Raw genomic sequence first — 24292 nt, 5'->3', positions numbered from 1 at the left:
AACGGTCAGGTATGACAGACGGTAGAGCGGACGTGTCCCGTCGGGGCTTCCTGCGGACGGCGGCAGGGGCCACGGCTGCGTCGGCCGCAGCAGGCACCGCGACCGCACAGGAAGGTACCGAAGGCGGCGACGGTGGTGGCGGCGGTGGGCCGCCGGATTTCGGCGGGTTCCTCGACCAGGTTGGAAACTTCGATGGCTCGGTCGCCGATGCGACCGGACAAGACACCGCGACAGTAGAAGTCGGCGTGAATGCGAACGGGGGATCGTTCGGCTTCGGCCCGCCAGCGATTCACGTGGACAACGGCGCGACCGTCCAGTGGGAATGGACGGGCAACGGCGGCGGCCACAACGTCGTCTCGGACGGAGAGGGGCCGCTTGACTCCGGGAGCGCCGTCTCTAGCGCCGGTGTCAACTACGAGCACACCTTCGAGGAGGACGGCATCTACCCCTATGTCTGCGTGCCACACCAGAGCCTCGGGATGAAGGGAGCCATCGTCGTCGGGACGGACTACCCGACGAAGTCCTCCGGCGGCGGTGGTGGCGGGAGCTCCGGCCCGCCGGAAGTGCCAAACAGCGCGAAGACGCTCGGCGTCGCAACCTCGTTCGTGATGGTGGCGACGCTCGGACTTGGGTACTTCTTCATCCGGTACGGCGGCGACTACGAGACGCCCGAGTAACACTCCGTCGCCGCATTACACCGAATCCGGGCCAGCGTGAATCTCCAGGTCGACATCCCGTTCCTGCCCTTCGAGATCCTCGACGACACGTTCGACGATTTTGGTCGCCTCCTTGCGGATGAGCGGTTTGACTTTCTCGATAACCCAGTCCATCGAAACGAGCCGGGGGAGGTCGACGGCACTGCTGGAAGCCGACCCGGGGTCGAACGCGACGTGAAACCGCACCCGTGACGCCGTCTCCACGTCCGCTGGGACGCCGTCCGGGTCAGGTTCGACTGCCCAGTACCCTTCGGCGTCGATGTCCTTGACGATCCGCCAGTCGATGCACGTCGGCGGCGAAACGTCAGTCACCTCCGACCGAGCGGTGTAGGAGAGCTTCCACCACGAGAACACGAGGTCGTAGTTCGTCCCCGGCGAGCCGTCGCCGTCCTGTACCACGCGGTCGAGGTATTCGGAATATCGTGCGTAGCCCGGAAAGTCCAGCAGAAACTCGTAGACCTCTTCGGGTGGGACATACACAACCGTGCTGACCTCGACTTCGTCCACGTCTGTGACACCGGATGTACCGAAGGTAAACTTTCGGGCATAGACTCCGTCCGCGGCCGCGTTTTTTGCCGAAAGATTTCCACAGAGCATAATTACGAACAGTAAATATTATCACTCTGTATTGGATACAGTGGTAGTACCATGAGTGCATCCGATATCCAGTCCGCTGATGCCGACAGCGAGAACAGTGGATGGGAGGCAGTCCGCGATCTCCCGCCGAGCGCGAAACTCGTCGCGAAAGTCCTGGAGTACAACGAGACTCTGACCCAGAGCCAACTGGCCGAGGAGACGCTGCTGCCGCCGCGGACCGTCCGGTACGCCCTCTCTCGTCTCGAAGATGTTGGCGTCATCGACTCCCGGTTTTCCTTCGCCGACGCGCGCAAACGGATCTATACGCTCCGGGTCGAGTAACCAGCCAACACGCTTCACGTCTAGCAACCGGGTCCTGCATTCCACACCAAGGGCCGTTTCATCCTCTTTGTCGTCCGTTCACAGTGTGAGGACAACGTTGATTAGTCACCCTCACAAGACATCTGGTATGAAAGTCGTCCTGATTGGTGTCGGGCAGGCTGGCGGGAAAGTAACCCAGTCGCTCGCCCAATTCGATTACGACATGGGGTTTGACGCTGTCCGGGGTGCTCTCGCCGTCAATACGGCGCGGGCCGACCTCCAGAACCTCGATATCGACACAACCCTCATTGGACAGGACCGGGTGAAAGGTCACGGCGTCGGCGGTGACAACGAGCTCGGGGCACAGATTATGCAAGAGAACGCCACCGAGGTGCTCGACGAACTCGACGGTCGCATCACGACCGAGGCCGAGGCCATCGTCGTTGTCGCCGGACTCGGCGGCGGCACCGGCTCGGGCGGCGCACCGATGCTCGCCCGCGAACTCAAGCGCATCTACGAGAAGCCGGTGTACGTCCTCGGTATTCTCCCCGGCCGAGACGAAGGTGGCCTCTATCAGGCCAATGCCGGTCGCTCGCTCAAGACCGCTGCCCGCGAGGCCGACTCCCTCCTCCTCGTCGACAACGACGCCTGGCGGGGCAGCGGCGACAGCGTCGCCGCCGGCTTCGAGCGCGTCAACGACGCCATCTCACAGCGCGTCGGCCTGCTGTTCGCCTCCGGCGAGGCAGTCGAGGGAGTCGGCGAGAGCGTCGTCGACTCCTCCGAGATCATCAACACGCTCAGGGGCGGCGGCATCGCCTCTATCGGTTACGCCAGCGCCGAAGCCAGCGAGGACGCCAGCGAGAACGTCAACACCATCACCAGCGTCACCCGGAAAGCCCTCCTTACGAGCATGAGCCTGCCCAACGCGGTCAAGGCCGACTCGGCTCTCCTCGTCGTCGCGGGTGACCCCGAACGTCTCTCGCGGAAAGGTGTCGAACGAGCGCGCCGCTGGGTGGAAGATCAGACCGGGAGTATGGAGGTCCGGGGCGGGGACTTCCCGCTCGGGTCGGACAAAGTCGCGTCGCTGATCGTCCTTTCGGGCGTCGAACGGTCCGAACGGGTCGACGAATTCATGGAACGTGCCACAGAAGCAGCGAACTCACAGGGCGGGACGACCGACCCTGATGAGTTCACAAGCGACGAACTGGACGGACTGTTCTAAACTGTTTTCGGCGCAGATACCGGGACCACTCGACTGGGACGGCAGCCTCAGGCGAGACTACTACCGTCGAACTTCGCGCGGTCGAAGTCGTGGTCAAGCAGGTCGAGAACCGTCGGTGTGATGTCGTAGAGGTCGGCATCTTCGATGCGAACGTCCGGGTCATCGACCAGGAGCGTCGCGTTGTCGAAGCTGTGCATCCCGTTTCGCGGCCCGACACCGAACACGTCCTCCGAGCCTTTGAATCCAGCCTTGAGGTCGAATCCGTGGTTCGGGACGACGGTGAGATCCGGTGCGATGTCGTCGTGGTCGCCACGGAAGGCGTCTTCCTTGGTCACGACACGGTCGGCGACCTTTTTGCCGTCGGGGCCTTCCAGCGATTCGAGTTTCTCCTTGAGGTCCGCACGGACGGACTCGTACTCGGATTCGGGAACGCTGCCGTTCGGCTCTCGGCCCTCTAGATTGATGTAGAACCGTCCGGGGATGAGCGAGTAGGCTTTCGTGTCCTCGCTGATATCGCCGAGTTCGGAGTGGTCGTCGGTAGCGTAGTCGAGCCACCCCTCCTGCTGGAGCCACTCGTTGAAGTGGACCTCGTAGTCGAGGGAAGTGAAGCCGTGGTCCGAGGCGACGACCATCGTCACGTCGTCGGGGAGTCGGTCGCGCAGGTCGCCGAGATAGGCGTCAACCTGCTTGTAGAACTCGAAGAACGCCTCCTGGTTCTCGCCGTCGCGCTCGTAATCTTTGAACAGGAAGTGGTTGACCCGGTCAGTGGTCATGAACACCCCGAAAAACAGGTCCCAGTCGTCCTGTTCGACGTAGTGCTTGAACGCCTCGTAACGCTTTTCGAGCGTCTTGTGGGCGTCCTCGACGAAGTCGCTCTTGTCGTCGTCGTGGCCGAGTTTGGCGTTGACATCAATCCGGTAGTCGCTGTCCTGAAGATGGTCACGGAGTTCATCCGGATAGGCGGCCTTGTCGACGCCCGGCGAGAGAAAGCCCGACACCATCCGCTGGACGTTCCGCTGTGGCGGGAAGGTGACCGGTACGTTGAGCACCGTGGCATTGCGGCCATCGTCAGTGACGCGATCCCAGAGTCGCGTTGCCTGCACGTCACGCCCCATCGGTACGTAGGTGTCGTACGAACCGACCTCGCGGTCCTGGAAGCCGTAGACGCCCGTTTGTCCGGGGTTAACGCCGGTCGTCAGCGCCGGCCAGCAGGCGCTAGACTCGGGAGGAACGATACTGTCGATGGGGCCGGCGCTTCCGTCCGACGCCATCTCCGTGAGGTTCGGAAACACGTCAGGGTGTTCGTCAATGAGACTGAACGGTACGCCGTCGATGCCGAAGAAGGCAACACGCGGTGCATCGTCGCCCTTCAATCGGTCGAATAATCCCATACAACCCGTTAGTCAGGTCAGGAACAAGAAACTTCTTTTCGGAGTCGCGTCATCGAAAGCGGCAATATCATCGACACAGCCCAAGGTCAAGACGGCTGGTCCGCGTTCTCCGGAACCACAGTTAGGTGTGCGATTCCGGGTGTCGACCGCCGCTCGACTCGCGGAACGACAGTCGTGTGGTCCAGCGCCGCGTCGGTGTCATCAGTAGTCATACGTGTATCGATAGTGGTTACACGGGCAAAAAATTACCCATGCTCATACATAATCGGAGACGCCTGCCGGTATTACTTCTGGAAATACGGCGGCGGTGGAACGAAACCGCAAAAAGTGGTACCGGAAGCGTCAGTTGAACTCTTCGTCGTACAGTTCCTGAGCGTGGACGATAGCGTCCTTTGCAGCCTCTTTATCCTCCCAGCCCAGCGTTTCGACTTCTTTGCCCTCTTCGAGGTTCTTGTAGGTCGAGAAGAACTCGTCAATCTCGTCGAGGGTCTGCTGCGGGATGTCGTCAAGGTCCTCGATGTGATCGTAGCGCGGGTCCTCGATCGGAACTGCGATGACCTTATCGTCTTGCTCGCCGTCGTCGTCCATCTTCATCAGGGCGACGGGGCGGGCCTCGATGACACAGCCGGGGAACGTCTGGTCTTCGACGAGAACGAGCACGTCGAACGGGTCCTCGTCGTCGTAGTACGACTGCGGAATGAAACCGTAGTCAGACGGGTAGTGAACGTTCGAGTGGAGAACACGGTCGAGGACGACACCAGGGATGTCCTTTTCGTATTCGTACTTGTTACGCTCGCCTTTTAGGCACTCGACGACAGCGTAGATCTCTTCGGGTGGGTTCGGTCCAGTTTCCAGGTCTTCCCAGAGGTTCGTCATCACCGGCGACTGCGCGACGCCGTCAAAAAATCTTTTCGTAATAGCCGTAGCTATTCGGTATTATGCGCTATATAACCCAATAATATCTAACTATAGATATATTCTTAGATTACACTTACTACCTGTAAACGACAATCTGAAAGCAGATTAATCGGAAACTCAATTCAACTGAAGCCACATAATATAACTTTCTCGATATTATTGTACCTGCTAGTTGTGTGGGGGTTAATGCCCCACAGCAGGCGTTGTGCGCCAGGGTTAACAAGTGTTAAATAGCTTGCTGACATTTACTCAACTATGTCAGAGGCACAAACAGTTACTGACAGTCCGGGCATCGCAAAAGAACTTACCGCTTTTCAGCAGAATATCCTGGTAATACTCGCTGAAGAGCCGCGGTATGGTCTCGCTATCAAGCGCGAACTAGAAGAATACTACAACGACGAAGTCAACCACGGTCGCCTGTACCCGAACCTCGACGACCTCGTCGAGATGGGACTCGTCGAGAAGAGCGAACTCGACAAGCGAACGAACCAGTACTCCCTGACAGAGTCGGGCAAGGACGCAGTCCTTGACCAGCTCGGATGGGTGTTCGGGAAGTTCATCTCCGACGACGGTCGAGCCGACGAACTCCGTGATCTGATCGCGGCACAGCAGTAGACTCGCACCTGGGCACCTGCGAACTACTGTTAATCAATTCTTAACGCGAAACAGACACTGATTACCAGCAGGTGTACCGGACAGTTACAGGTCGGGAGCGCGGCCACCAGCTTCTTCGATAGTAAGACGGATCGACCGGTCGAGGACTGACTGTTGTTCCGCAGTTGGCCACGCGTTCCGTCGGACGTAGTCGTCCCGAAACTCCTGAATTTCGTCCGGTGTCGCCTCCGAGATCGGTTTCGCGTAGTGGTTGCCCATGAAATCGGCGAGCAGCTCCGCGTTGGCGCCGTGTATCTCACCGTGCGCTTCGGTCACAGCTTCGACGACAGCCCGGTTTGCAGCGTCGATCTCTTCCCACTCGTCCGGGTCGCCGGGACCCGAAAGTCGTATCTCGACGCCACGGTCGATATCGTCGACCCGCTCGGGACGGATGACGCCATCATCGACCCATTCGACGGGATGGCAGACGAGTACGTCACCCGTCCCGTCGTTCCTGATGCGAGCGGTGTAGTCGTACTCGGCGAGGATTTCGTCGCGTTCGGTCCTGTAGGCGTCGGCCTCGGCATCGTCGACTGCCTCGCGAGCGAGTCTGGTCAGCCGTTCGGCCCGTTCGGTCACGTCTGTCGGCAGGTCAGTCATCGTCGAGTGCGTCGTTTGCTAGTTCGTCCGCACGGTCGTTTATTTCTCGCGGAACGTGCTCGATCTGCCAGTCGTCAAAACCAGTCAGCAGTTCACGCACGCGGACGCGGTTTTCGCGCAGTTCCGGGTCGTTCGTATCCCATTCACCACGGACTTGTTTGACGATAAGCTCTGAGTCACCCCGGATATGGACGTCGTCGAATCCGTAATCGCGTGCGACTTCGATCGCACGGATGAGCGCTCTGTATTCCGCCTGGTTGTTTGTCGCTGTACCGATCGTCTCCCCACCCTCCGTGACAATCCCGCTGTCGTCGACCAGCACGTAGCCGACCGAGGACGGCCCTGGATTGCCACGCGATGCGCCATCAAAATACGCATGGACTCGCCCGCCGTCATTGCCGCGTAACAGGGCCTCAAGTTGTGCGGACTCCTCGCCCTGCACGACGACTTTTCCGTCGTAGGCAACCGCCGTCGCGCCGCCGTAGTCGACGCGCCAGCGCTCGTGATCGGTGTTTCCCGCTTCGATGTCGAGTCCCGCATCCGCTAGGCGCTCGCGGGCCGTCGTCTCGTCGCATTCGATGACCGGCATTGTCCGAGGGTGGCTGACCCGTCGGTATAGACGTTGTGGTCGGCCTGTCAGTTCCCGGCGTTCCTGCTGATTCGCTCGGCACCGGTCTGTCGACCCTCTTCACCACCAAGGAACCGACCTAGAACGCCGACCAGCGCGCCAACGGTGACAACGGTTCCGGCGGCAAACATTATTGACAGGATTGGGTCGACAGGCTCAATGAGGATTGGTGAGAGAAACAGGACAATCCCGGACAGAATGGCTATCGCCGCTGCAAGCGGGCTTACCTGTTTTCCCGACGAGACACGGTAGGTGGAATGAGCGAGCGTGAGGGCTGCGAGTTCCCCGACGAGAAGGTTGACAAGTGCCTGCTGGTACGCGACCGGAATGATCGCCGAGACGAATATGACAACCATGCTGACCAGCGTTGCGCCGAGCAGGAACCACTTCGTGGTATTTACCATGATTTATATCACCTGTTGTTACTCAATCCAACCCTGTAAGAGTTGCTCTCCCACGGACCGCTGGAAAGGTTCTTATCGGGGAGGACCGAAGGCGTGACAGATGCAACTCGACGAGTTCATCGAGGGGTTCGAGGAGGATGAAGCCGCACAGCGGCGGCGTCTCGCGGCGGAGAAATCCTACGCCATCACCGACCACCTCGAAGACGTCGAGCAGCAGTTCGAGGCAGCAGTGCAGGGTGATTCGCTGTTCGGATCGACGGCCCCAGAGATATTCGTCGGCCGGTCGGGGTATCCCAACGTCTCGACAGGCCTGCTCTCTCCGGTCGATACCGACGCCGCCGCTGCTGGGTTCGCGACCAGCGGCGACTGGTACCAGGAGGGACTGGGTATCGAGGACGTGCTCCAGCGCCGGACCGGTATGGTGAACTCCACCCAGACGACATCAGTCGATTCCGTCAGCGCCGGTGGCGGGCGCGGCGGTGGCGGAGTCCACGACGTCTGGAACGGCTTCGTCGGCGTCCAGCGTGAAGTCGCCATCGCGGATCATCCCGTGGACGTGGAGGTCGGTCTCGACGGGACTCCCGAGATGGATGTGAGTTTCGACGACGTTGGGACGCCGACGGGGCCGCGTGCCCACGCGACTGGTGCCGACTTAGCGGAGAACCCACACGTGCCCCGACCCGTAGAGAAGACGCTGTCGGACGACGACTGGCGTGCTGAGGGCGCGATGGCGTACCTGTACCGCCGTGGGTTCGACGTGTACGACATCAACACCATCCTCTCGGCAGGTGCGCTCGGGCAGGCCAGCGAGCGCTCGCTGGTGCCGACGCGATGGTCGATCACTGCCGTCGACGACACGGTCGGGCAGTACGTCCGTGGTACGCTGCGCAACGCCGACACCATCGACAAGCCGGAGCTGTGGTACAACGAGTACATGGGGAACCGCTACTGGGTCGTGCTCGCACCCGGTCGCTGGGAGTTCGAACTCGTCGAGATGAAAGCGCCCCAGAGCGTCTGGAACCCGCGCCCGGAGACGGGCTACTACATGTCCAGCGCTCACGAGGGATACGAGGGACGGACCGCCTACGTCGAGGAGACTGCGGGAGCGTACTACGCGGCACGACTCGGCGTCCTCGAACACCTACAGGAGCGCGACAAACAGGCGAAGTGTCTGGTGCTACGGGAAATCACCGACGACTACTGGGCACCGGTCGGCGTCTGGCAGGTGCGTGAGGGCGTCCGGAATGCCTTCGACGGGGAACCCGGGACCGCCCAGTCCTTCCGGGAGACGCTGACGGCTATCGCCGACCAGCTCCCCGTCACTCTCGGGCAGTTACGTCGCAAGTCCGAGCTCGTCGCCGGGCTCCAGTCGCAGTTAAGCGATTTCTAACAGCGCCTCGCGGTGTGGTAAACGACCTGTGTCCAGCAACCGTTATCGGCGTCGTCCGCTGTCACCGTCACCGGTATCGTCCCAGGCTGAGGTGCCGAATCCGCTATCGTCAGTGTCGTCGCTCCGGCCCGAATCGTCGGCGTACCTATCATCCACCGGATCGTTCACACCCGAGACGGTCTCTGTCGTGGATGGGCCAGACCCGTGTGTCCCGCCAGTCGAAGTGGTGGGTGTGAGCGGCGGTTCGCCGTACGCCTCCTCGTATGCGTCCGCGAAGCCACGCCCCCAGATATACATGATCGCGGACTGGCCGACGAACGCGAGGAACGGAACGGCGAGATAGCCGACAATGGTGAATCCCAGGACGGTCGCTCCAACGGAGACGAGGATGTTGACCGCAAACGCCATCACCACGGCCATCAGCATTGTTCGACTTGTCCCGACAGACGAGAGAACATCACGGTCAAAGCCCGCAGCGATACTGTCAGCCCGGACGAAGTTCCCTGTCGCAACGGGTAGTATCACTGCCATTGCAAGAACTCCGATAAAGTAGAGCAAAGCAGCGACGAGAAAACCGACGAGCAGCAACCCCTCCGAGCCGCCGAGTCCACCGCCGATCACCAGCAGGCCCGGGATAGCAAGTGCGAGAGTGAGCAGCAAACCGTATCCAATAACGACGACCGTATGTCGGACCCCGTCAACGGTGATGTCGACCAGATCCAGTTCGTCCCAGGCTGGCGGCGTGTCAGTCTCACCCCTGAGGACACGGCGCATTACTTCGAGCATATATCCTTGGAACGTGAACAATGGAACGAGCAAAAAGCCGAAAAACAGTACAACCCCACCGAGTGCGACGCGTTTGGCCCAGTCATCGCCCTGTGTCTGATAGCGAAGTGCGTCCTCTATCATGTTCAGTCAGTCTTAAGATAGGTTCAAATAAGTTGTGTAATAATTGAAAACGAGCCAGACATCCCAGTTCTTGGACCAGTTCAGTACGGGCAACGGCGTGGCTCAGGTTCGATCGGTGCTGTGTGGCGGAACCTCGACAAACGCCGGGGCATCGACTTCTTCGGCACAAACCGGGCATCCAACGACCAACAGGCGCTCCCGGACGCCATCGTCGACCGTTGCACACGCACCACAGTTCGGGCATGTGAAGCGGTACTCCGGCATGTATTCAGGCACGGACTTGGATAGACCAAGGAACTGCCCCCTCAATGTGGAGGGGCTATACGTACGTGGGAGCGTCCCGCTCGCGGGTCAGCTCGCCAACCGCTACTGCCGTACGATGGAGGATCTCATATATAGCCCACAATAGCTGTCTTAGGAAGGATTATTCCACTCGCTCGGTACGATTACACGATGACTGATACGCCGCTGAAGTTCGGGTTCGTCTGCGTCCAGAACGCGGGCCGGAGCCAGATGTCCGCAGCGTTTGCCGAGCGGGAACGCACCCGTCGCGGACTCGAAGATGCGGTCGAAATCCTGACGGGCGGCACAGACCCCGCGGACGAAGTGCATCCGGGGGTCGTCGATGCGATGGCTGAACTCGGCATCGACCTCTCTGACCGGGCCCCACAAGCGGTTTCGGACGACGAACTCAACGAGTGTACTGTCGTTGCGACAATGGGGTGTTCGACGCTCGAACTCGACGCCGATGTCGCAGTGCGCGACTGGGCGCTAGAGGACCCGCACGGACAGCCAATCGAACAGGTCCGGGAAATCCGTGATGAGATCGAGAAGCGTGTCGCCGACCTGTTCGACGAGTTCACCGACAGCAGTACCAATTGAAACGATTTACGCACTGAGCGCACTGCTCTCGTGCGATCTGGTGTACATTGGATTTCAGTGGCTACTATAACCGATACCTGCTGCAGACGCTGAAGTTAGAGCGGTCCGACGCATCGGCCGAATAGCCTCAGCCCTTGACAGCAGACTACCACTCAACGTACGTAAGATACTCGACCTGTTCGTAGCTCAGGAGCCACGTCCCATAGCTATCCGTGACCTCGATTCCCTCGTGCTCCCGAATGCGGTCAGTGACCGACCGAAAGGCCTCGTCATCCTCGAAGTAGCCGCCGTCAATCGCCTCTTCAACGACTTCTCGCTCGGCTTCAGAAAGGCCTGAGAGGGTGAACAAGTACTGGTCTCGAATCTGGTCAGCAAACGAGTCGACACCCGACGCGACTTCCGTCGCCTCGTATCGGTATTCGGTCTCCGTCGTCGTTCGTGTGCTGACCGTCACCCGGTAGCGGTCGCCGTCGTGGACGAGAATATCGTACTGCTGCTCGGGAACGAACACCGAGCCGTTCCCCACTTCTTCGGCAGTGCCGTACCCGACACCCACGTCGTACCCGTCCCCGCTGGGCGGGTCGTCGTCCGAAATGATCGGGTCAAGGCGCTGGCGGTCTACCGCCGGTAGCTCCTCGTAGGCGATTTCGCCGATCTCAGCCGTCGAATCATCCGGATCGAAATCGATCCGTACCTCGTACACCGTCACGTCGCTACTCTCGAGTGCCGTCTCCGAAACGTCGTAGAAGGCATCGTCGATCCGGACGGTATCAATCTGGTCGAACAGCTCGTGTCGCCCTCGGCGCGTCGCAGAGCCGTTTTCGATGGCCTCCGAAGCGACCGTGTACTCCGTCGACTCGGGGCCGGGCGACATCGAAACTTCGTCGGCGATATCGGCCGCTGTCGCGTTATCCATGTCCAGCACGACGGAGGGATGACCACAGCCGGCGACAGCGACCGAGAGGAGGGCTGTTCCACTTGCGAGGAACTGGCGTCGTCGCATACAGCTACTGACAGCCAATCGGAAGGAAAGCTTTCTGGATGAGGTTTCTCTGGCGATCGTGGATAATTCGCTACTGTATGCCGCTTCGGTGAATGTGAACTTCACCGCCCCATCGATCCGTCAGCAACGGATGTCCGTGTCTTGCAGGAATGTCGGTTCCGTGGCCGCGCTACATCTGAAGGTGACCCGTAGACATATTTTGCGTATTCCAGCTTCACTGCTGCTGAGGAGCTCGCCACGGGCTGTGTGAGTATCGACGACACCGTGAATGGCTACGGGTTCGAACTTCTCTTCCGGCTCTCTCACGACAGTCTCGCTGGTGTTCGAGGCGACCGTCTGTGTTACCCGTTCCCGAAGCCCCTCGCTCGTCTCAACAGCGAAATGAAACACTTGGTCTTCGCTCGTTCGGTTTTCGAGCGTGACCGCTAACTTGGCGATACGAGGTGTGCTGGAGCCAAAGTTGGCACAGCCAGATAGCGACGCTATGATCACACCGCTCCCGGTCAAAAAGCCGCGTCGAGTGGAGGGCATGTTTATTCCACGTGCATCTGCTCTTGTCAATGCTCGTTTGTGGATAGATGCGGAGTGACCGCTAGACTGCGGCGGCCGCAAGGTTCCCTTGCGAGCGGACAGAAACTTGCTTCAACGGCATCTTTCAATTCCGCCGAAATAGACAATCTACAACACTGTAGATTCGGTTCTGGTAAAGCAAGGAACGGGAAGAACTCGGGATGGGCCAACGCGGATTTGAACCGCGAACCTCCCGGTTATCAGCCGAGCGCTCAACCTGATTGAGCTATTGGCCCAACGCATTCTTTTGTACCCGAGGGGTATTGAAAAGGGTAACGTTTCGCGGCCGGTTGGGGATGTGAAACCGCGTCAGGGCTTCAGTTTTCGTCGCTGTCGTCGAAGTCGACGTCAGTGGCTTCGTCTGGGTCGAAGGAGGTGCCGGGACCGGAACCAGAGCCCGAACTAGGGCCACCCTCTGGGCCAGTCGGACCGGGGCCAGCTGGGCCGTTTTCGTCGTCAGGGAAGCCGCCAACATACACTTGACCGCTGGCGAAGCCACCGGTCTTGGCGTCGACGTACGGCTGGACGACCCAGCGACGCGTGGCGGCGCGGACGGGGTACCGGGTGAACGGCACCGCGAGCAGGAGGCCGACGAAGTCCGTCACCAGGCCGGGAGTGAGGAAGAACGCGCCGGCGGCGATGAGGAGGCCACCGTCGATGAGTTCGTCGGTCGGGAGTTCACCAACGGCGAGCCGCTGTTGGATCTTCCGAAGCGTCGCACGGCCTTCGGCACGGACCAACAGCATGCCGATCAGTGCCGTCAGGACGACGAGGGCGACCGTCACGTAAGGGCCGAGGAACGGTATCGCGACCGTCACCAGCAACACGATGTCGAACAGCGGGATGAGCAGCAATAGCCCGATGACCCGGAGCATACGACTGCTTGCAGGCCCGCCCCCAAACGCCTTTCGAGAGCGGGACCGGGCTGTCGACCGCCGAGGGCGCGGGTCAGCGCTCCCGCAGTCGGACTTCGATCGGTTCTGTGGGACTCAGCGTAATCTGCATCGCCAGCGAGAGCGGCGGTTCGGTGACCGCTTCGACAGCGTACTGTTGGGCGATAGTTGATAGGGCGAGTTTGGCCTCCATCCGGGCGAAGCGCATCCCGATGCAGTGGCGCGGGCCGCCACCGAAGGGGTAGTAGGCGTAGTCCGGGAGGGACGCTTCGAGGTCGTCATCCCACCGTTCAGGGCGGAACGCGTCGGGCGCATCGTACCACCGTTCGTCCCGGTGGACGAGCCACTGCGGGAGGGTGAGCTGAGCGTCCGTCGAGAGCTCGTATCCGCCGAGAGTCACCGGCTCCGTCGGTTGTCGAAACACCGTGAACGCGGGCGGATACAGCCGCAGGACTTCGTTCAGCACCGCATCGAGATACGGCAGTTCAAACAGGTCTTCAGGCGTCGGCTGGCGCTCTCCCAGCGTCGCATCGAGTTCCTCGTACAGGCGCTGCTGGCACTTCGGATTGTTCGCCAGCAGGAACCAGGCATACGTGAGGGTCAGCGCCGTCGTGTCGTGGCCGGCGACGAGAAAGGTAAGGAGCTGGTGACCCAGTCGCTCGCGGTCCATCGTCTCGTCATCGAACGAGAGCAGCAGGGAGAGTACGTCGTCGCGCGCCTCGCGAGCGTTCTCGTCTTCGCGCTGGCGGGCAGCAATAACATCGTCGAGCGTGGACTGGAACTCGGCCAGCGAGCTGTTGACAGCGCGGTTCGTCGCCGTCGGGACCCACAGCGGGAGGTACGCCGACAGCGACCGCGGGTCCAGTCGCTTGCGTAACGCGTCGAGTAGCGGTTCCAGCGCGTCCGCAGTGGTCTCGATATCCACGTCTAACAGTGTCTTGCCGAGAATGTTCAGCGTCAGCGACTGCATATGTGGGAGTACGTCGAGACGCTGGCCGTCGCTCCAGCCCGCCGCCGTCCGATCGGCGAACTCGGTCATCGTGTCGCCGTAGGCGGTGATTCGCTCCCGGTAGAACGCTGGCTGGAGCGCCGTCCGTTGGCGTTGCCATTCCTCGCCCTCCAGCAGGAACAGCCCTTCGCCGATGAACTGGCCGAGGGTGTCCTGAAGAAGTTGTCCCTTCTCGTAGGCGTCGGCATCGGTTACCAGCACCTGCTCGACCAGATCGGGATGGCAGACGAAACAGCCCGTCGTCCCGGCGACGCTGTACCCCACCACGTCGGCCTCGTGAGCACCGGCGCGGTCATAGAACCCGAGCGGGTCACGCAACATCGCGGCGGTGTTGTCGATGAACGGGACACGACCGAGACGGGGCGGCCGGTCGCCCGGCGTGACCGGTTCCCGGGTTTCGCGAATCGCCTGCTGGGTATCCATCGCCCACGCTTGGACCGCGCCGCCAATCGGTCTTTCGCCGAGAGTGAGAGGGCCTTTGTACGCCCACCGCCCACACCCGGTATGGACGAATACGCACGCGACACGAAGGTCGAGTGGCGCGAGTGGGGCACAGCCCCCTTCGAGGACGCCGCCGAGTCGGGGAAGCCAGTACTGCTGGCGCTGACGGTTCCGTGGAGCGCGGAATGTCGGGCGATGGACCGGGGTACGTTCGGTGAACCGCGCATCGCGGCGAACATCAACGACGGGTTCGTCCCGGTCCGCGTCGACGCTGACCGCAATCCACGCGTCCGAGAGCGGTACACGATGGGCGGGTTCCCGTCGACAGTGTTTCTCACCCCGGAGGGTGAGGTCATCACCGGCGCGACGTTCCTCGGGCCGGACGGGTTCCGCGGTATTCTGGACTCCGTTCGGGAGTCGTGGGACGCACAGGGCGCAGCGGCGGGCTCGATTCCGCGGCAGCTACAGGACGAATCGCCGCCGGCCGGCGAGCTCCGTCCGCGCATTGAGGAACACATGGTCGAGCAACTGCTTGGCGCGTTCGACGACGAGTTCGGCGGCTGGGGAACCGATGTGAAGTTTCCGCTCCCGCGGACCGTGGAGTTTGCCCTAGTCCGGGCGCGAGACCAGGCTACCCGGACCCTCGAAGCGATTCGGACACACCTGCTGGACACCTACGACGGCGGCTTCTTCCGGTACTCGACGGAGCGTAGCTGGGGGAATCCCCGCAGAGAGAAGCTACTGGACGAGAACGCCGCTCTGGTCCGGGCGTTCGCTCACGGCTACCGGTACACCGGGACTGAAGCGTACCGGGACGCCGCACAGCGGACCGTCGATTACCTCACAACGACGCTGTGGGCCGGCGACGCGTTCGCCGCGAGCCAGGCCGGCTCGGACGAGTACTACCGGCTGGAGCCGACTGAACGCGAAGGGACAGTGTCACCCAACGTCGACGAGACGGTGTTCGCCGACCGGAACGGGCTCGCCATCGATGCCCTGCTGTGGGTCGCAGCCTACACTGACGACGAGCGCGCCCAGCAGTACGCCAGTCGCGCCCGGAACGCCGTCTGTGATACTCTCGTCGACGGCGGCGAGGTCGCCCACTACGACGGCGCGGACAGCGACACCGGGCTGCTGTTGGACCAGGCTCAGCTCCTCCAGGGCCTGACGACGAGCTGGCAGGTCCTCGGTGAGCCGGGGCCAGCCGAAGCTATCGCAGACTGGACAATCGAAAACCGCCAGCAGGACGGCGGTGCGTTCCGCGATGGTCCCACCAGCGGCGCTGGGCTCTGTGACCACTCGCTCCACCCGCTCGACGCGACGGTGGAACTGGCCGACGCGCTGGTCGACCTCGCAGCGCTCACTGGCGAGGACCGATACCGTAATGCGGCGCTTTCGGCCGTCGAGTCCTTCGCCGGCGCAGCCGAACGGATGGGCGTTGAGGTCGCCGGCTACGCCGGCGTCGCAGCCCGTCTTCAGCAGCCACAGACGCTCACGGTTGGCACCGAAGCCGGAACGGACCTCCACCGTGCGGCGCTACGGCTGGCCGACCACGAGACCACCGTTGTCCCGGAGCCGGACGGCGACGGCACAGCACGGCTCCTCGACGGGGACGCGATCGTCGCCGAGGGGACGACACCGACCGACCTCGAAGCCTCGCTAACTGGCGAGCGCTGACACGAACAACGGCCGCAAACGTGGACAAACGGTAAACCCCCGACAAGTTTTTGCACACGTACCCTGATGTATGGGTATGTCCAGTCTCAGAGATCTCGGACTCTCCGAATATGAAGCCAGAGCATACCGGTCACTTCTGGAAACAGGACCGACAACGGCAAAGGAACTATCACGGGCCAGCGACGTGCCGATGGGCCGTATCTACGATGTGCTAAACAGCCTCGAAACGTACAATCTGGTCCGCAGCCAGACCGCCAGCCGGCCCAAGAAATACGTCGCGGTCGAGCCGGACACGGCCCTCGATCGGTTACTCGAAGACAAGAAGCGCGAACTTCAGGAGAAGGTCGGCCAGTACGAGGAGATCGTTGACGACCTCTCCTCACAGCTAGAGTCGGCAGATCCCGTCGAGGAACCGTTCTGGACGGCCGCCGTCGGCCCCGACAACTCGCTTGACCTGTTACTCGAACGGCTGGCCGCCGCCGACGACGAGATTATCATGGTCGGTTCAGCACCCGCTCGTCAGGTGGACATTCTCTCCGGCACCGAGCGCATCGTCGACGAACTCGAAGCGGCGCTGGAACGGGGCGTCGAGGTGTCCCTGCTCGTCCGACCGGACCTGTTCGAGAGCCTTCCTGAGGAGGCCAACCGCGAGTACTACGAGCGCCTCTTCCACTACGACAACTACAGCGCCCGCGCCAGTCCGAACATCAGGACTACGTTCGAGCTACTCGATGGGGTCGAAGTCTGTATCGAGGTCCCGCACCCGCTTGGCCGCGAGGAAACCTTCGGTGTCATCGACATGAAAGACTCCGATTTCACTGCCGATATTAGCCAGGCGTTCGAAGAACAGTGGGCCGAAGCGAAACCAGTCGGGCCGCCGTAGTTGGAACACTGGAGGCGGGGAGAAATCGGGCCGCAAACAGCCTTCGCACTCCCGCGGATCTCCGCGTGTTCCACTCAAGAGTCCGAAAACTTCGCTACGCTCACGGCTTCGGCGTTTGCAACCGAGACGGGTAGCGTCTCCCGCCCCTTCGACGTTCTGAGGATTTCGCTGCGCTCAGTCCTCGCTGACTTCCTGCCGCAGATCTCCCAACTGCGCTACGCGTTCGGCGTGGGCGTTGTGCTGGTGGATGGACTCGTCGTTGGACTGTTTCATCGTCACGACGGCATCGTCGGGCAGATCCGGGAACGTGTCGACGACGCCCTCGGCGAGCGCGCGAACGCAGTCCTCGACGAACTTGGCGTCCTTGTGGGCCTCGTAGGTCATGTGGTCCTCGTCGGGCCGCTTCGCGAGGTTGTAGATGCGGGCGCTCATCGAATCCCGGGCGACCTCGATGAGTTCGTTCAAGTCAACCTCGGGCGCGCCATCGCTCTGGACGGTGAGCGTGGCGTGGCCCCGCTGTGAGTGGCCAGCCTGTGGGTTGGTTTCGAGGAACTCCTCGATGACGTCGTCATCGACGTTGAGCTGCTGGAGCGTCTCGCGGGCGCGGGAGGCTGACATCCCCTGTGAGCACGGGCAGACAGTCATCCCAGTGACGCGAGCGCCGATTTCCTCGCTCGTACCGTCTTCGGTAGCCGTCGCCGAGGCGATGATGTCGGCGGTCGACTGTGTCGCCATTTCCGACGCCGGCGTGGACTCGTGGGTGACGTACTCAGCTTCCATCCGGACCTCCGCTTTCGTCGTGTAATCGTGTTTCTCAAGCAGAAGTTCGGCGGCGTCGCCACAGACATCCTCGACCCGATAGGCTTCCTCGGACACGGCGGTTTCCAGCGTCTCGTCGATGACCTCCATATTGCGGGACATGTCGGCCCCCTTTCGCCAGGACGGCAGATCCACGAACACTTCGAACTCCGCCATGAGTACGATGGGGTCGCGGTCGCGCCGCCCCAGCTTGACGAGTTTCTCGACGCCCGTCACACCGACGCGATTGAGACCGACCGTTACGTCCGGACTCGACGCCTGCACGTCCGGGAGTTGCTGACTCATTGCCCTTCCTATGGAAGAGAATCGGTTAGTGCTTTCGAAAGGGTGGGAAGTCGCCGTGAGCATCGCCACCGCAGAGACGACCCGCTCCGAACCGGGTCAAAGCTGCGTGTTGTCCGGCATTGATTTGTCCGTCTCGAAATTCCGGAACAGCAACTCGAAGTCCGCGGCGTCGAACGAATCCGTGAGTTCGTCAAGCTCCGCCCGGACCTCCGCGAGTTCAGCCTCCAGTGCAGTAAACTCCTCACTCTCATCGAGAACCGTCTGTGGTTTCGACGATTCCAGTGCAGCGTATTTCGCCGTGAGCGAGTAGCACTCACGCAGGCGTTCCTCGTAATCGGCGTACAGGAGCAACTGTTCGATCGTCTGAAAGAGGTCCTCTTTCGACACCGGTTTCAAGACGTAGTCATCGAAGGGCATCTCGATGATATCGAAATCGGGGTCCACTGCGGTCACCATCGCTACGCGCGTGTCGTAGCGTTTCTCACGGATCGCCGACAGTACCTCGTCGCCGGAGAGGTCCGGCATCCGTCGGTCTAACAGGACAACATCGACTGCGGAATCTAGCTTCGAAAGGGCGGCCTCACCACTGTATGCCGTCTCGACTGTGTACCGGTCCCCTAACTGGTCCGCGTACACGTCGGCCACGGCTGGTTCGTCGTCGACAACGAGGATTGTCGCTTGCCGACCCTTTGTCATTAGCTAGCATGTTTACAGTATAATTGGAAAAGGGTTCCGGCCACCGTTCCCGGGACACCCTGACTGAGAACGGTTACTGGCCGACGATGTCGTCGTATCGTGCCCCAGTCTGTTTGAGCGTCTCCGTCGAGTACAGCCGGCCGTGGTCGTACGGGAGGTGGTCGGTCGCGAGTTCGTCTATCTTCTCGTCCACGATGTCCGCTTCGCGTCCGTGGATCATTGTAAAGAGGTTGTACTGCCAGTCCTGCTCCGGGCGGCGTGGCCGGTGATAGCAGAGCGTGACATAGGGGAGTTCGCCAACTGCCTGTCCACGCTCGTCGAGAGCGTCGTCCGGCACGTCCCAGACGACCATGCAGTTGTTGTCGAACCCGGTGACGATGTGATTCACGACACAGCCGATACGCTTGATACAGCCGGCTTTCTTGAGCCGCCTGATGGCCGAGAGCACTTCGGAGACATCGGCATCGACAGCGTCTGCCACGTCCCGGTAGGGCGTCGCGACGAGCGGGAAGCCGGTCTGAATTTCGAGTAACAACCGCCGGTCCAGTTCCGAGAGGTCCGCGGCGGCGTCTTCGCTTATTCGGGTCGCAGTAGCGTCGGTCGTCTCCAGACTCTCCCGGGCGAACCGGTCACCGTTGACAACAGGAAACTCCAGATCAATGTAGTAGTCGGTCAACATCGGCAAGACGAGTACCGAACAGCCGGTTCGCTCCTCGATATCGGACAGGATCTCGTCGCGCCGCTGTCGGGAGCCTGCAGTGACAACGAACCACATGTTCCACTCGTGGTCGCGAGCGTAGTTGTGGTTCACCTGTCGATACCCATTGATTATCTCTGCCACCTCGTCGAACCGGTCCTCCGGGGCACTGACGGCAGCCAGCGTCGAAGAGCCGATGACCGGCGGATTGAGGACCGGGCCGAACCGACGGAAGATACCGTCCTCGCGGAGCGTTTTGACCCGGTCGAGTGCTTCCCCTGCCGGGACTCCCAGCGCGTCACCGACAGCTTCGAAGGGACGTTCCTGAATCGGGAAGTCACTCTGGAACTCGTCGATGAGCGCAGCGTCTACCCCATCGATCTGCTCGCGCCACTCACCCGACTTGAGACTCATTGTGTTCGATTAGGAGCGTAGTCGTGTATCCCTTTCGGGAAGGCGGTCGGTTCCCACAGATTGAGAACGAAACGCAGGGGCTTTTGAACTCTGGCCCGAACACGTTTCCATGGCGCAAGCGACCCGGGAGTACGGCGAATGGCCGCTCAAACGACTCATGACGGAAGTCGTCGGCTCCGGTCACAAATCGGCCGACGATATGTCCCGCACACAGGCCCGGGAGGCGTTCCAGCGCATCCTCGGCGACGAACCCGACCACACGACGCTTGGCGCGTTCTGGCTCGCCAACCGCTGGAAACGCAACACCCCCGAAGAGCTGGGTGCGTACGTCGACGTGATGTCCGAGGAGTCGGTCGAGACAGCCACGCCGGACGCCGACCCAGTCGACTGCGGGGCCAACTACGACGGCAAGGGCCGGTCCGCGATTCTCGGCGTCGGCGCAGGTGTCGTCGCTGCCGCCGCGGGCACGCCCGTTGTCGTCCACTCCGGCGACCGCGTCCCGACACAGAAGCAGGACGCCTACAAGCACGTACTGGACGAACTGGGAGTCCGAACGGAAATCGAGCCAAGCGAAAGCGCCGACATGGTCGATGAGGTCGGCTTTGGCTTCTACTATCAGCCGGAATTCAACCCCGGCATCGACGCCCTGTTCGAGCGCCGCGACAACATGGGCGTCCGGACCTTCGTCAACACTGTCGAAACGCTCGCGAACCCGGCTAACGCCAGCGTGCATCTGGGCAGCTTCTACCATCTGGCCTTCGCGAAGAAGATGGTCCGTACGCTCACCCAATCTGAGACCAGCAGCGTCGAGCGTGCCCTGTTTTTCCAGGGCATGGAGGGCTACGACGACGTTCGCCCCGGCGAGACCATCGTTGCCGAATGGCCCGTCGCCGGCGACGAGTCCGACGACGAGGACATCGCGGACTTTGAGATCCGTACCGGCGAGTACGGAATGGACATCGAGAGCGAGGACCTGCAGGTCGAGAACGTGGCCGAGGAGTCGGCGGCGATAACCGAGGCCGTGCTGGCCGGCGAGCGCGAGGACGGCTTCGCCGACGCTGTCGCGCTCAACGCCGCGCTCCGCATCTATGCCCGTGAGGACGCTGATAGCATTCAGGACGGTCTTGAGCAGGCCCGTGAGGCAATTGCCGACGGTAGCGCAGCGGCGACACTCGACGAGCTTCGGGCCTTCTAATCCGGCGACGGCGGGCAGAGCGGAACCCACTTCTACCGAGCGGGCGAAGTCGTTCTGATGGGACAACACGCTAGCGCTCGTGACAGCACTGCGTGGACGGTACCCGCGTCGGAGACGCCCGGGGTCCACGAGCTGGTCGATACCAACGGTATCAGACTCCACACCGTGACCGCCGGCCCGCCGGACGGTGACCTCGTCGTCCTGTTACACGGCTTTCCGGAGTTCTGGTACGCCTGGAAACATCAGATTCCGGCGCTCGCGGACGCCGGCTACCGCGTGGTCGCACCGGATCTCCGGGGCTACAACCACTCTGACAAGCCCGACGGCGTCGCCGCGTATCATATCGACGAGTTGGTCGCCGATGTCGCTAGCCTCGTCTCAGCCCTCGACCGCGAACAGGCCCATGTCGTCGGTCACGACTGGGGCGGTGTAATCGCCTGGCAGACCGCCATCGACCGGCCAGATGTCGTCGACCAGCTCGCGGTCCTGAATGCACCCCACCCGACGGCGTACGAGCGAGAGCTCCGCCGCTCTGTCGACCAGCTGCTCCGGTCCTGGTACGTGCTGTTCTTCCAGCTTCCCGTGCTGCCGGAGGCCAGCCTCGGCTGGAACGATTTCGCCATGTTAGAACGGATTCTCACTGATGGGCCGACTCGTCCCGACGCGTTCACCGAGACTGACGTGCGGCGGTACAAGCGGGCGCTCGGGCAGCCGGGCGCACGCACGGCCGCAGTCAACTATTACCGGGCGCTCGTCCGGCGGAACGCAAAGCTGACTGTCACGAAGGGGGGCGTCGGCGACCGTCCGGTGACAGCATCGACGCTCCTTGTCTGGGGTGTGCAGGACGACGCACTCTCTCTCGCGCTAACGCAGGACCTCGAAGAATGGATTCCGGACTGTCGGGTCGAGCGGCTCCCGGCGGCGAGCCACTGGGTCCAGTTCGACGCCCCCGAGCAGGTGTCGGAGCTGCTGCTGTCACACCTGCCGTAGCTCGGTATAGCGAACAGCCGACACTCTCGCTCGCGTGGCGACGTGTCGGACTCCCGCGACTCGCCACGCGACAGCTACTCAAGCCATGGCGGCGATGGCCTCGTTTCAGTACTTGAACTCTCGGTCAGTGGGCAGGCTTTTCTGCCGGGCTTCCCTCCGATTGAGTATGAGTGACCTGACTGCGACCCTCCACACAACAGAGGGCGAGATCGAAGTCGAACTGTACGACGAGCGCGTGCCGACCACCGTCGAGAACTTCGTCGGCCTGGCCGAGGGTGCCGACGACTACGACGGAACCGAAATCGGCCCGGGAACCGGCGCGTGGGAAGACCCGGAATCCGGCGAGAAACGCATCGATCCGCTGTACACCGACATCGACATCCATCGGATCATCGAGGACTTCATGATCCAGATGGGCGACCCGACCGGCACCGGCCGCGGCGGCCCCGGCTACTCCTTCGACGACGAGTTCCACGACGAACTCAGCCACGACGGTCCGGGCGTCCTCAGCATGGCCAACAGCGGCCCGAACACCAACGGCTCGCAGTTCTTCATTACCCTCGACGCTCAGCCCCACCTCGACGGCAAACACGCCGTCTTCGGGAAGGTCATCGACGGGATGGAGGTCGTCGAGTCCATCGGTAGCGTCGACACCGACCGCAACGACGCGCCGACCGAGGAGATGCTTCTGGAATCCGTCGAGATTCACCGGTAACCACACAACGTTTTCGTCGTTCCGACCGAGTAGCCGATAGTGGCACACGTCGAGCGACTCACCGTCTACCCCGTCAAGGCGCTGGACGGCATGGACTGCGAATCGGTATCGATCCGCCCGGGCGGCACACTGGCGCACGACCGCGAGTTCGCCATGTTCGACGCCGATGGCGACGTGGTCAACGGGAAGCGGACCGACCGCGTCCACGACATCGACACCGGCTACGATCCCGAAACAGGAACGCTGTCGGTCACCATCGACGACGACAGCGCGTCATTTGAACTTCGGGACGAGCGCGGCCGTTCGCGGGCAACCGAGTGGCTCAGCGCGTTTTTCGACGTGGACCTGACCGTCGAGCGCGACGAGACGCTTGGCTACGTCGACCGCCGGGAGATGGGGCCGTCAGTCATCAGCACCGCGACGCTGGAAACCGTAGCGTCGTGGTTCGACGACGTGACCGTTGCCGGGCTGCGACGGCGACTCCGGGCGAACGTGGAAATCGGCGGGGTCCCGGCGTTCTGGGAGGACCGCTTCGTCGGCGCGGACGCTCCTGCCTTCCGGGCCGGCGGCGTTCGCTTCGAAGGGGTGACTCCCTGCGGTCGCTGCGTGGTCCCTCAGCGGGACCCCGACACCGGCGAGAAAACACCGGAATTCCGGGAACAGTTCATCGAACGCCGGCAAGAGACGTTTCCGGAGTGGGCCGACCGCGACGCCTTCGATCACTTTTACACGCTAATGCTCATCGCCCGCGTTCCCGAGGCCGACCGCGGTTCGGACCTTGGCGTCGGAGACGCTGTCGAGGTCGTGCCGGCAGTCGAAACGTCGTGAAGGAGCGGCAGCGAGACCGACAATCGAAAGGCGGTCCGCCTCGAACAGAGTGTAATGGCAGACGCGGACGACCACGTCGACCCGAGCGAAATCGGCGAACAGGACGGCCCCCCAATCGAGGAGAAACCGTACAAGATCATCTTCGAGGCCAACAAGTGCTTCGGCGCGGGCAAGTGCGCCGAGAAGTCGCGCAACTGGACGCTCGATCTGGACACCGGCATCGCCAAGCCCGAGACCTACTTCATCGACGAGGAGGATCTCGATCACAACGTCGCGGCCGCGGAGGCCTGCCCGGCGAAGAAAGACCGTGGCATCATCCACGTCGTCGACCGGCGAACGAACGAAGAAATCGCCCCGGACCCGAACGGCGACGGGTCACTCTCCGTCGACTGGTAGCACAGTTGCTGCTCGCGACAGCGGTTACTGCTATCTATCAATCCACGTAGTATCCCGTGCGTGCGGTCAGAGACTCCGAAAAATCGGTTCTGCGGGGGTGGATTTCCCTATCCAGAGAATAGCCGTTACAGGATATATCATGTAAGATTACTATAGATAATAAACTGAAT

At 61.8% G+C, this 24292-nt stretch carries 28 protein-coding genes and 1 tRNA gene; 13 read left to right on the top strand and 16 right to left on the bottom strand.

Going from position 1 to position 24292, the window contains the following annotated elements; genetic code table 11:
• Positions 1–11 precede the first annotated feature (11 nt).
• Positions 12–677 (top strand): halocyanin domain-containing protein, encoded by a 666-nt coding sequence (locus ACYJ11_RS09550; protein ID WP_188977848.1) that lies wholly within the window; start codon positions 12–14, stop codon positions 675–677.
• A 15-nt stretch (positions 678–692) separates the two neighbouring features.
• On the opposite strand, the gene ACYJ11_RS09545 is transcribed toward ACYJ11_RS09550, so the two are convergent.
• Positions 693–1223 (bottom strand): SRPBCC family protein, encoded by a 531-nt coding sequence (locus ACYJ11_RS09545; protein ID WP_188977846.1) that lies wholly within the window; start codon positions 1221–1223, stop codon positions 693–695.
• 141 nt (positions 1224–1364) lie between these two features.
• Here ACYJ11_RS09545 and ACYJ11_RS09540 point away from each other — a divergent pair, with 141 nt between their 5' ends.
• Together ACYJ11_RS09540 and ACYJ11_RS09535 are read left to right on the top strand one after the other, a co-directional pair.
• Positions 1365–1634, top strand: a complete 270-nt coding sequence (locus ACYJ11_RS09540; protein ID WP_461647607.1) for a MarR family transcriptional regulator — start codon at positions 1365–1367, stop codon at positions 1632–1634.
• A 127-nt stretch (positions 1635–1761) separates the two neighbouring features.
• The gene (locus ACYJ11_RS09535; RefSeq protein WP_170098465.1) at positions 1762–2835 is read left to right on the top strand and encodes a tubulin/FtsZ family protein; all 1074 of its coding nucleotides are present in this window, start codon (positions 1762–1764) and stop codon (positions 2833–2835) included.
• A 47-nt stretch (positions 2836–2882) separates the two neighbouring features.
• On the opposite strand, the gene ACYJ11_RS09530 is transcribed toward ACYJ11_RS09535, so the two are convergent.
• From ACYJ11_RS09530 to ACYJ11_RS09520, 3 genes are all read right to left on the bottom strand, one after another.
• A complete protein-coding gene (locus ACYJ11_RS09530; RefSeq protein ID WP_461647606.1) occupies positions 2883–4226 on the bottom strand; it encodes an alkaline phosphatase family protein in 1344 nt (447 codons plus the stop codon).
• Positions 4227–4312: 86 nt separating this feature from the next.
• Positions 4313–4438: a hypothetical protein gene (locus tag ACYJ11_RS09525; protein ID WP_268238767.1), complete on the bottom strand. Its 126-nt coding sequence runs from the start codon at positions 4436–4438 to the stop codon at positions 4313–4315.
• 130 nt (positions 4439–4568) lie between these two features.
• A complete protein-coding gene (locus ACYJ11_RS09520) occupies positions 4569–5102 on the bottom strand; it encodes an inorganic diphosphatase (RefSeq protein WP_004593839.1) in 534 nt (177 codons plus the stop codon).
• 297 nt (positions 5103–5399) lie between these two features.
• Between ACYJ11_RS09520 and ACYJ11_RS09515 the strand changes: the two genes are divergently transcribed.
• Complete coding sequence (locus ACYJ11_RS09515; RefSeq protein WP_004593840.1) at positions 5400–5759, top strand: PadR family transcriptional regulator; 360 nt, start codon at positions 5400–5402, stop codon at positions 5757–5759.
• Between the two features lie 84 nt (positions 5760–5843).
• On the opposite strand, the gene ACYJ11_RS09510 is transcribed toward ACYJ11_RS09515, so the two are convergent.
• The 3 genes from ACYJ11_RS09510 to ACYJ11_RS09500 are packed head-to-tail and all read right to left on the bottom strand — an operon-like array spanning position 5844 to position 7430.
• The gene (locus tag ACYJ11_RS09510) at positions 5844–6398 is read right to left on the bottom strand and encodes a DUF7108 family protein (RefSeq protein WP_188977838.1); all 555 of its coding nucleotides are present in this window, start codon (positions 6396–6398) and stop codon (positions 5844–5846) included.
• The gene (gene rnhA, locus ACYJ11_RS09505) at positions 6391–6987 is read right to left on the bottom strand and encodes a ribonuclease HI (protein ID WP_188977836.1); all 597 of its coding nucleotides are present in this window, start codon (positions 6985–6987) and stop codon (positions 6391–6393) included. The genes ACYJ11_RS09510 and rnhA overlap by 8 nt, the downstream gene beginning before the upstream one ends.
• Before the next feature lie 47 nt (positions 6988–7034).
• Positions 7035–7430, bottom strand: a complete 396-nt coding sequence (locus tag ACYJ11_RS09500; protein WP_461647605.1) for a hypothetical protein — start codon at positions 7428–7430, stop codon at positions 7035–7037.
• Positions 7431–7530: 100 nt separating this feature from the next.
• On the opposite strand from ACYJ11_RS09500, the gene nreA reads away from it, so the two are divergent.
• Positions 7531–8820 (top strand): DNA repair protein NreA, encoded by a 1290-nt coding sequence (nreA, locus tag ACYJ11_RS09495; protein ID WP_188977832.1) that lies wholly within the window; start codon positions 7531–7533, stop codon positions 8818–8820.
• Positions 8821–8862: 42 nt separating this feature from the next.
• Here nreA and ACYJ11_RS09490 read toward each other — a convergent pair whose 3' ends face one another.
• Complete coding sequence (locus tag ACYJ11_RS09490) at positions 8863–9729, bottom strand: DUF4013 domain-containing protein (RefSeq protein ID WP_461647604.1); 867 nt, start codon at positions 9727–9729, stop codon at positions 8863–8865.
• Positions 9730–9831: 102 nt separating this feature from the next.
• Complete coding sequence (locus ACYJ11_RS09485; protein ID WP_154021003.1) at positions 9832–9993, bottom strand: DUF7560 family zinc ribbon protein; 162 nt, start codon at positions 9991–9993, stop codon at positions 9832–9834.
• A 189-nt stretch (positions 9994–10182) separates the two neighbouring features.
• Here ACYJ11_RS09485 and ACYJ11_RS09480 point away from each other — a divergent pair, with 189 nt between their 5' ends.
• On the top strand, positions 10183–10611 hold the full coding sequence (locus ACYJ11_RS09480; RefSeq protein ID WP_461647603.1) for an arsenate-mycothiol transferase ArsC: 429 nt from the start codon (positions 10183–10185) through the stop codon (positions 10609–10611).
• Positions 10612–10756: 145 nt separating this feature from the next.
• On the opposite strand, the gene ACYJ11_RS09475 is transcribed toward ACYJ11_RS09480, so the two are convergent.
• The 4 genes from ACYJ11_RS09475 to ACYJ11_RS09460 form a co-directional block, all read right to left on the bottom strand.
• Positions 10757–11614, bottom strand: coding sequence for a hypothetical protein (locus ACYJ11_RS09475; RefSeq protein WP_461647602.1), 858 nt, complete (start codon positions 11612–11614; stop codon positions 10757–10759).
• Positions 11615–12346: 732 nt separating this feature from the next.
• Positions 12347–12420, bottom strand: a tRNA-Ile gene (locus ACYJ11_RS09470).
• An 81-nt stretch (positions 12421–12501) separates the two neighbouring features.
• A complete protein-coding gene (locus ACYJ11_RS09465) occupies positions 12502–13059 on the bottom strand; it encodes an FxsA family protein (RefSeq protein ID WP_461647601.1) in 558 nt (185 codons plus the stop codon).
• A 73-nt stretch (positions 13060–13132) separates the two neighbouring features.
• Entirely contained in the window at positions 13133–14509 is a 1377-nt protein-coding gene (locus ACYJ11_RS09460) for a cytochrome P450 (protein ID WP_461647600.1), read from the bottom strand.
• 81 nt (positions 14510–14590) lie between these two features.
• Here ACYJ11_RS09460 and ACYJ11_RS09455 point away from each other — a divergent pair, with 81 nt between their 5' ends.
• Positions 14591–16204 (top strand): DUF255 domain-containing protein, encoded by a 1614-nt coding sequence (locus ACYJ11_RS09455; protein ID WP_461647599.1) that lies wholly within the window; start codon positions 14591–14593, stop codon positions 16202–16204.
• Positions 16205–16280: 76 nt separating this feature from the next.
• Complete coding sequence (locus ACYJ11_RS09450) at positions 16281–17087, top strand: TrmB family transcriptional regulator (protein ID WP_005536018.1); 807 nt, start codon at positions 16281–16283, stop codon at positions 17085–17087.
• A 174-nt stretch (positions 17088–17261) separates the two neighbouring features.
• On the opposite strand, the gene mptA is transcribed toward ACYJ11_RS09450, so the two are convergent.
• The 3 genes from mptA to ahbB all read right to left on the bottom strand — a co-directional run bounded on the left by mptA (position 17262) and on the right by ahbB (position 19998).
• Entirely contained in the window at positions 17262–18191 is a 930-nt protein-coding gene (mptA, locus tag ACYJ11_RS09445; protein WP_005536020.1) for a GTP cyclohydrolase MptA, read from the bottom strand.
• Between the two features lie 96 nt (positions 18192–18287).
• On the bottom strand, positions 18288–18887 hold the full coding sequence (locus tag ACYJ11_RS09440; RefSeq protein ID WP_188977809.1) for a response regulator: 600 nt from the start codon (positions 18885–18887) through the stop codon (positions 18288–18290).
• 73 nt (positions 18888–18960) lie between these two features.
• Positions 18961–19998 (bottom strand): siroheme decarboxylase subunit beta, encoded by a 1038-nt coding sequence (gene ahbB / locus ACYJ11_RS09435; RefSeq protein WP_461647598.1) that lies wholly within the window; start codon positions 19996–19998, stop codon positions 18961–18963.
• Between the two features lie 109 nt (positions 19999–20107).
• Between ahbB and ACYJ11_RS09430 the strand changes: the two genes are divergently transcribed.
• The 5 genes from ACYJ11_RS09430 to ACYJ11_RS09410 all read left to right on the top strand — a co-directional run bounded on the left by ACYJ11_RS09430 (position 20108) and on the right by ACYJ11_RS09410 (position 24122).
• Positions 20108–21193 (top strand): anthranilate phosphoribosyltransferase, encoded by a 1086-nt coding sequence (locus ACYJ11_RS09430; protein ID WP_461647597.1) that lies wholly within the window; start codon positions 20108–20110, stop codon positions 21191–21193.
• A 57-nt stretch (positions 21194–21250) separates the two neighbouring features.
• A complete protein-coding gene (locus tag ACYJ11_RS09425; RefSeq protein ID WP_461647596.1) occupies positions 21251–22183 on the top strand; it encodes an alpha/beta fold hydrolase in 933 nt (310 codons plus the stop codon).
• 166 nt (positions 22184–22349) lie between these two features.
• On the top strand, positions 22350–22898 hold the full coding sequence (locus ACYJ11_RS09420; RefSeq protein ID WP_424330166.1) for a peptidylprolyl isomerase: 549 nt from the start codon (positions 22350–22352) through the stop codon (positions 22896–22898).
• Positions 22899–22937: 39 nt separating this feature from the next.
• Positions 22938–23726: an MOSC domain-containing protein gene (locus tag ACYJ11_RS09415; RefSeq protein ID WP_461647595.1), complete on the top strand. Its 789-nt coding sequence runs from the start codon at positions 22938–22940 to the stop codon at positions 23724–23726.
• A gap of 54 nt (positions 23727–23780) precedes the next feature.
• Positions 23781–24122: a ferredoxin gene (locus ACYJ11_RS09410; protein WP_461647594.1), complete on the top strand. Its 342-nt coding sequence runs from the start codon at positions 23781–23783 to the stop codon at positions 24120–24122.
• Positions 24123–24292: the final 170 nt, after the last annotated feature.

The sequence above is a fragment of the Haloarcula sp. H-GB5 genome, from assembly GCF_054850705.1.
The sequence above is the reverse complement of the archived record's forward strand: the minus strand, read 5'-3'. Positions and strand labels throughout refer to the sequence as shown.

Excerpts from the sequence above, each read along its gene's own strand:
- ACYJ11_RS09535 (WP_170098465.1), top strand. The coding sequence starts at position 1,762 with ATGAAAGTCGTCCTGATTGGTGTCGGGCAGGCTGGCGGGAAAGTAACC.
- ACYJ11_RS09510 (WP_188977838.1), bottom strand. The coding sequence starts at position 6,398 with ATGACTGACCTGCCGACAGACGTGACCGAACGGGCCGAACGGCTGACC.
- ACYJ11_RS09420 (WP_424330166.1), top strand. The coding sequence starts at position 22,350 with ATGAGTGACCTGACTGCGACCCTCCACACAACAGAGGGCGAGATCGAA.
- ACYJ11_RS09465 (WP_461647601.1), bottom strand. The coding sequence starts at position 13,059 with ATGCTCCGGGTCATCGGGCTATTGCTGCTCATCCCGCTGTTCGACATC.
- ACYJ11_RS09440 (WP_188977809.1), bottom strand. The coding sequence starts at position 18,887 with ATGACAAAGGGTCGGCAAGCGACAATCCTCGTTGTCGACGACGAACCA.
- ACYJ11_RS09525 (WP_268238767.1), bottom strand. The coding sequence starts at position 4,438 with ATGACTACTGATGACACCGACGCGGCGCTGGACCACACGACTGTCGTT.
- ACYJ11_RS09460 (WP_461647600.1), bottom strand. The coding sequence starts at position 14,509 with ATGGATACCCAGCAGGCGATTCGCGAAACCCGGGAACCGGTCACGCCG.
- ACYJ11_RS09480 (WP_461647603.1), top strand. The coding sequence starts at position 10,183 with ATGACTGATACGCCGCTGAAGTTCGGGTTCGTCTGCGTCCAGAACGCG.
- ahbB (WP_461647598.1), bottom strand. The coding sequence starts at position 19,998 with ATGAGTCTCAAGTCGGGTGAGTGGCGCGAGCAGATCGATGGGGTAGAC.
- ACYJ11_RS09530 (WP_461647606.1), bottom strand. The coding sequence starts at position 4,226 with ATGGGATTATTCGACCGATTGAAGGGCGACGATGCACCGCGTGTTGCC.
- nreA (WP_188977832.1), top strand. The coding sequence starts at position 7,531 with ATGCAACTCGACGAGTTCATCGAGGGGTTCGAGGAGGATGAAGCCGCA.
- ACYJ11_RS09425 (WP_461647596.1), top strand. The coding sequence starts at position 21,251 with ATGGGACAACACGCTAGCGCTCGTGACAGCACTGCGTGGACGGTACCC.
- rnhA (WP_188977836.1), bottom strand. The coding sequence starts at position 6,987 with ATGCCGGTCATCGAATGCGACGAGACGACGGCCCGCGAGCGCCTAGCG.
- ACYJ11_RS09475 (WP_461647602.1), bottom strand. The coding sequence starts at position 11,614 with ATGCGACGACGCCAGTTCCTCGCAAGTGGAACAGCCCTCCTCTCGGTC.
- ACYJ11_RS09540 (WP_461647607.1), top strand. The coding sequence starts at position 1,365 with ATGAGTGCATCCGATATCCAGTCCGCTGATGCCGACAGCGAGAACAGT.
- mptA (WP_005536020.1), bottom strand. The coding sequence starts at position 18,191 with ATGAGTCAGCAACTCCCGGACGTGCAGGCGTCGAGTCCGGACGTAACG.
- ACYJ11_RS09455 (WP_461647599.1), top strand. The coding sequence starts at position 14,591 with ATGGACGAATACGCACGCGACACGAAGGTCGAGTGGCGCGAGTGGGGC.
- ACYJ11_RS09550 (WP_188977848.1), top strand. The coding sequence starts at position 12 with ATGACAGACGGTAGAGCGGACGTGTCCCGTCGGGGCTTCCTGCGGACG.
- ACYJ11_RS09430 (WP_461647597.1), top strand. The coding sequence starts at position 20,108 with ATGGCGCAAGCGACCCGGGAGTACGGCGAATGGCCGCTCAAACGACTC.
- ACYJ11_RS09485 (WP_154021003.1), bottom strand. The coding sequence starts at position 9,993 with ATGCCGGAGTACCGCTTCACATGCCCGAACTGTGGTGCGTGTGCAACG.
- ACYJ11_RS09520 (WP_004593839.1), bottom strand. The coding sequence starts at position 5,102 with ATGACGAACCTCTGGGAAGACCTGGAAACTGGACCGAACCCACCCGAA.
- ACYJ11_RS09490 (WP_461647604.1), bottom strand. The coding sequence starts at position 9,729 with ATGATAGAGGACGCACTTCGCTATCAGACACAGGGCGATGACTGGGCC.
- ACYJ11_RS09410 (WP_461647594.1), top strand. The coding sequence starts at position 23,781 with ATGGCAGACGCGGACGACCACGTCGACCCGAGCGAAATCGGCGAACAG.
- ACYJ11_RS09515 (WP_004593840.1), top strand. The coding sequence starts at position 5,400 with ATGTCAGAGGCACAAACAGTTACTGACAGTCCGGGCATCGCAAAAGAA.
- ACYJ11_RS09450 (WP_005536018.1), top strand. The coding sequence starts at position 16,281 with ATGTCCAGTCTCAGAGATCTCGGACTCTCCGAATATGAAGCCAGAGCA.
- ACYJ11_RS09500 (WP_461647605.1), bottom strand. The coding sequence starts at position 7,430 with ATGGTAAATACCACGAAGTGGTTCCTGCTCGGCGCAACGCTGGTCAGC.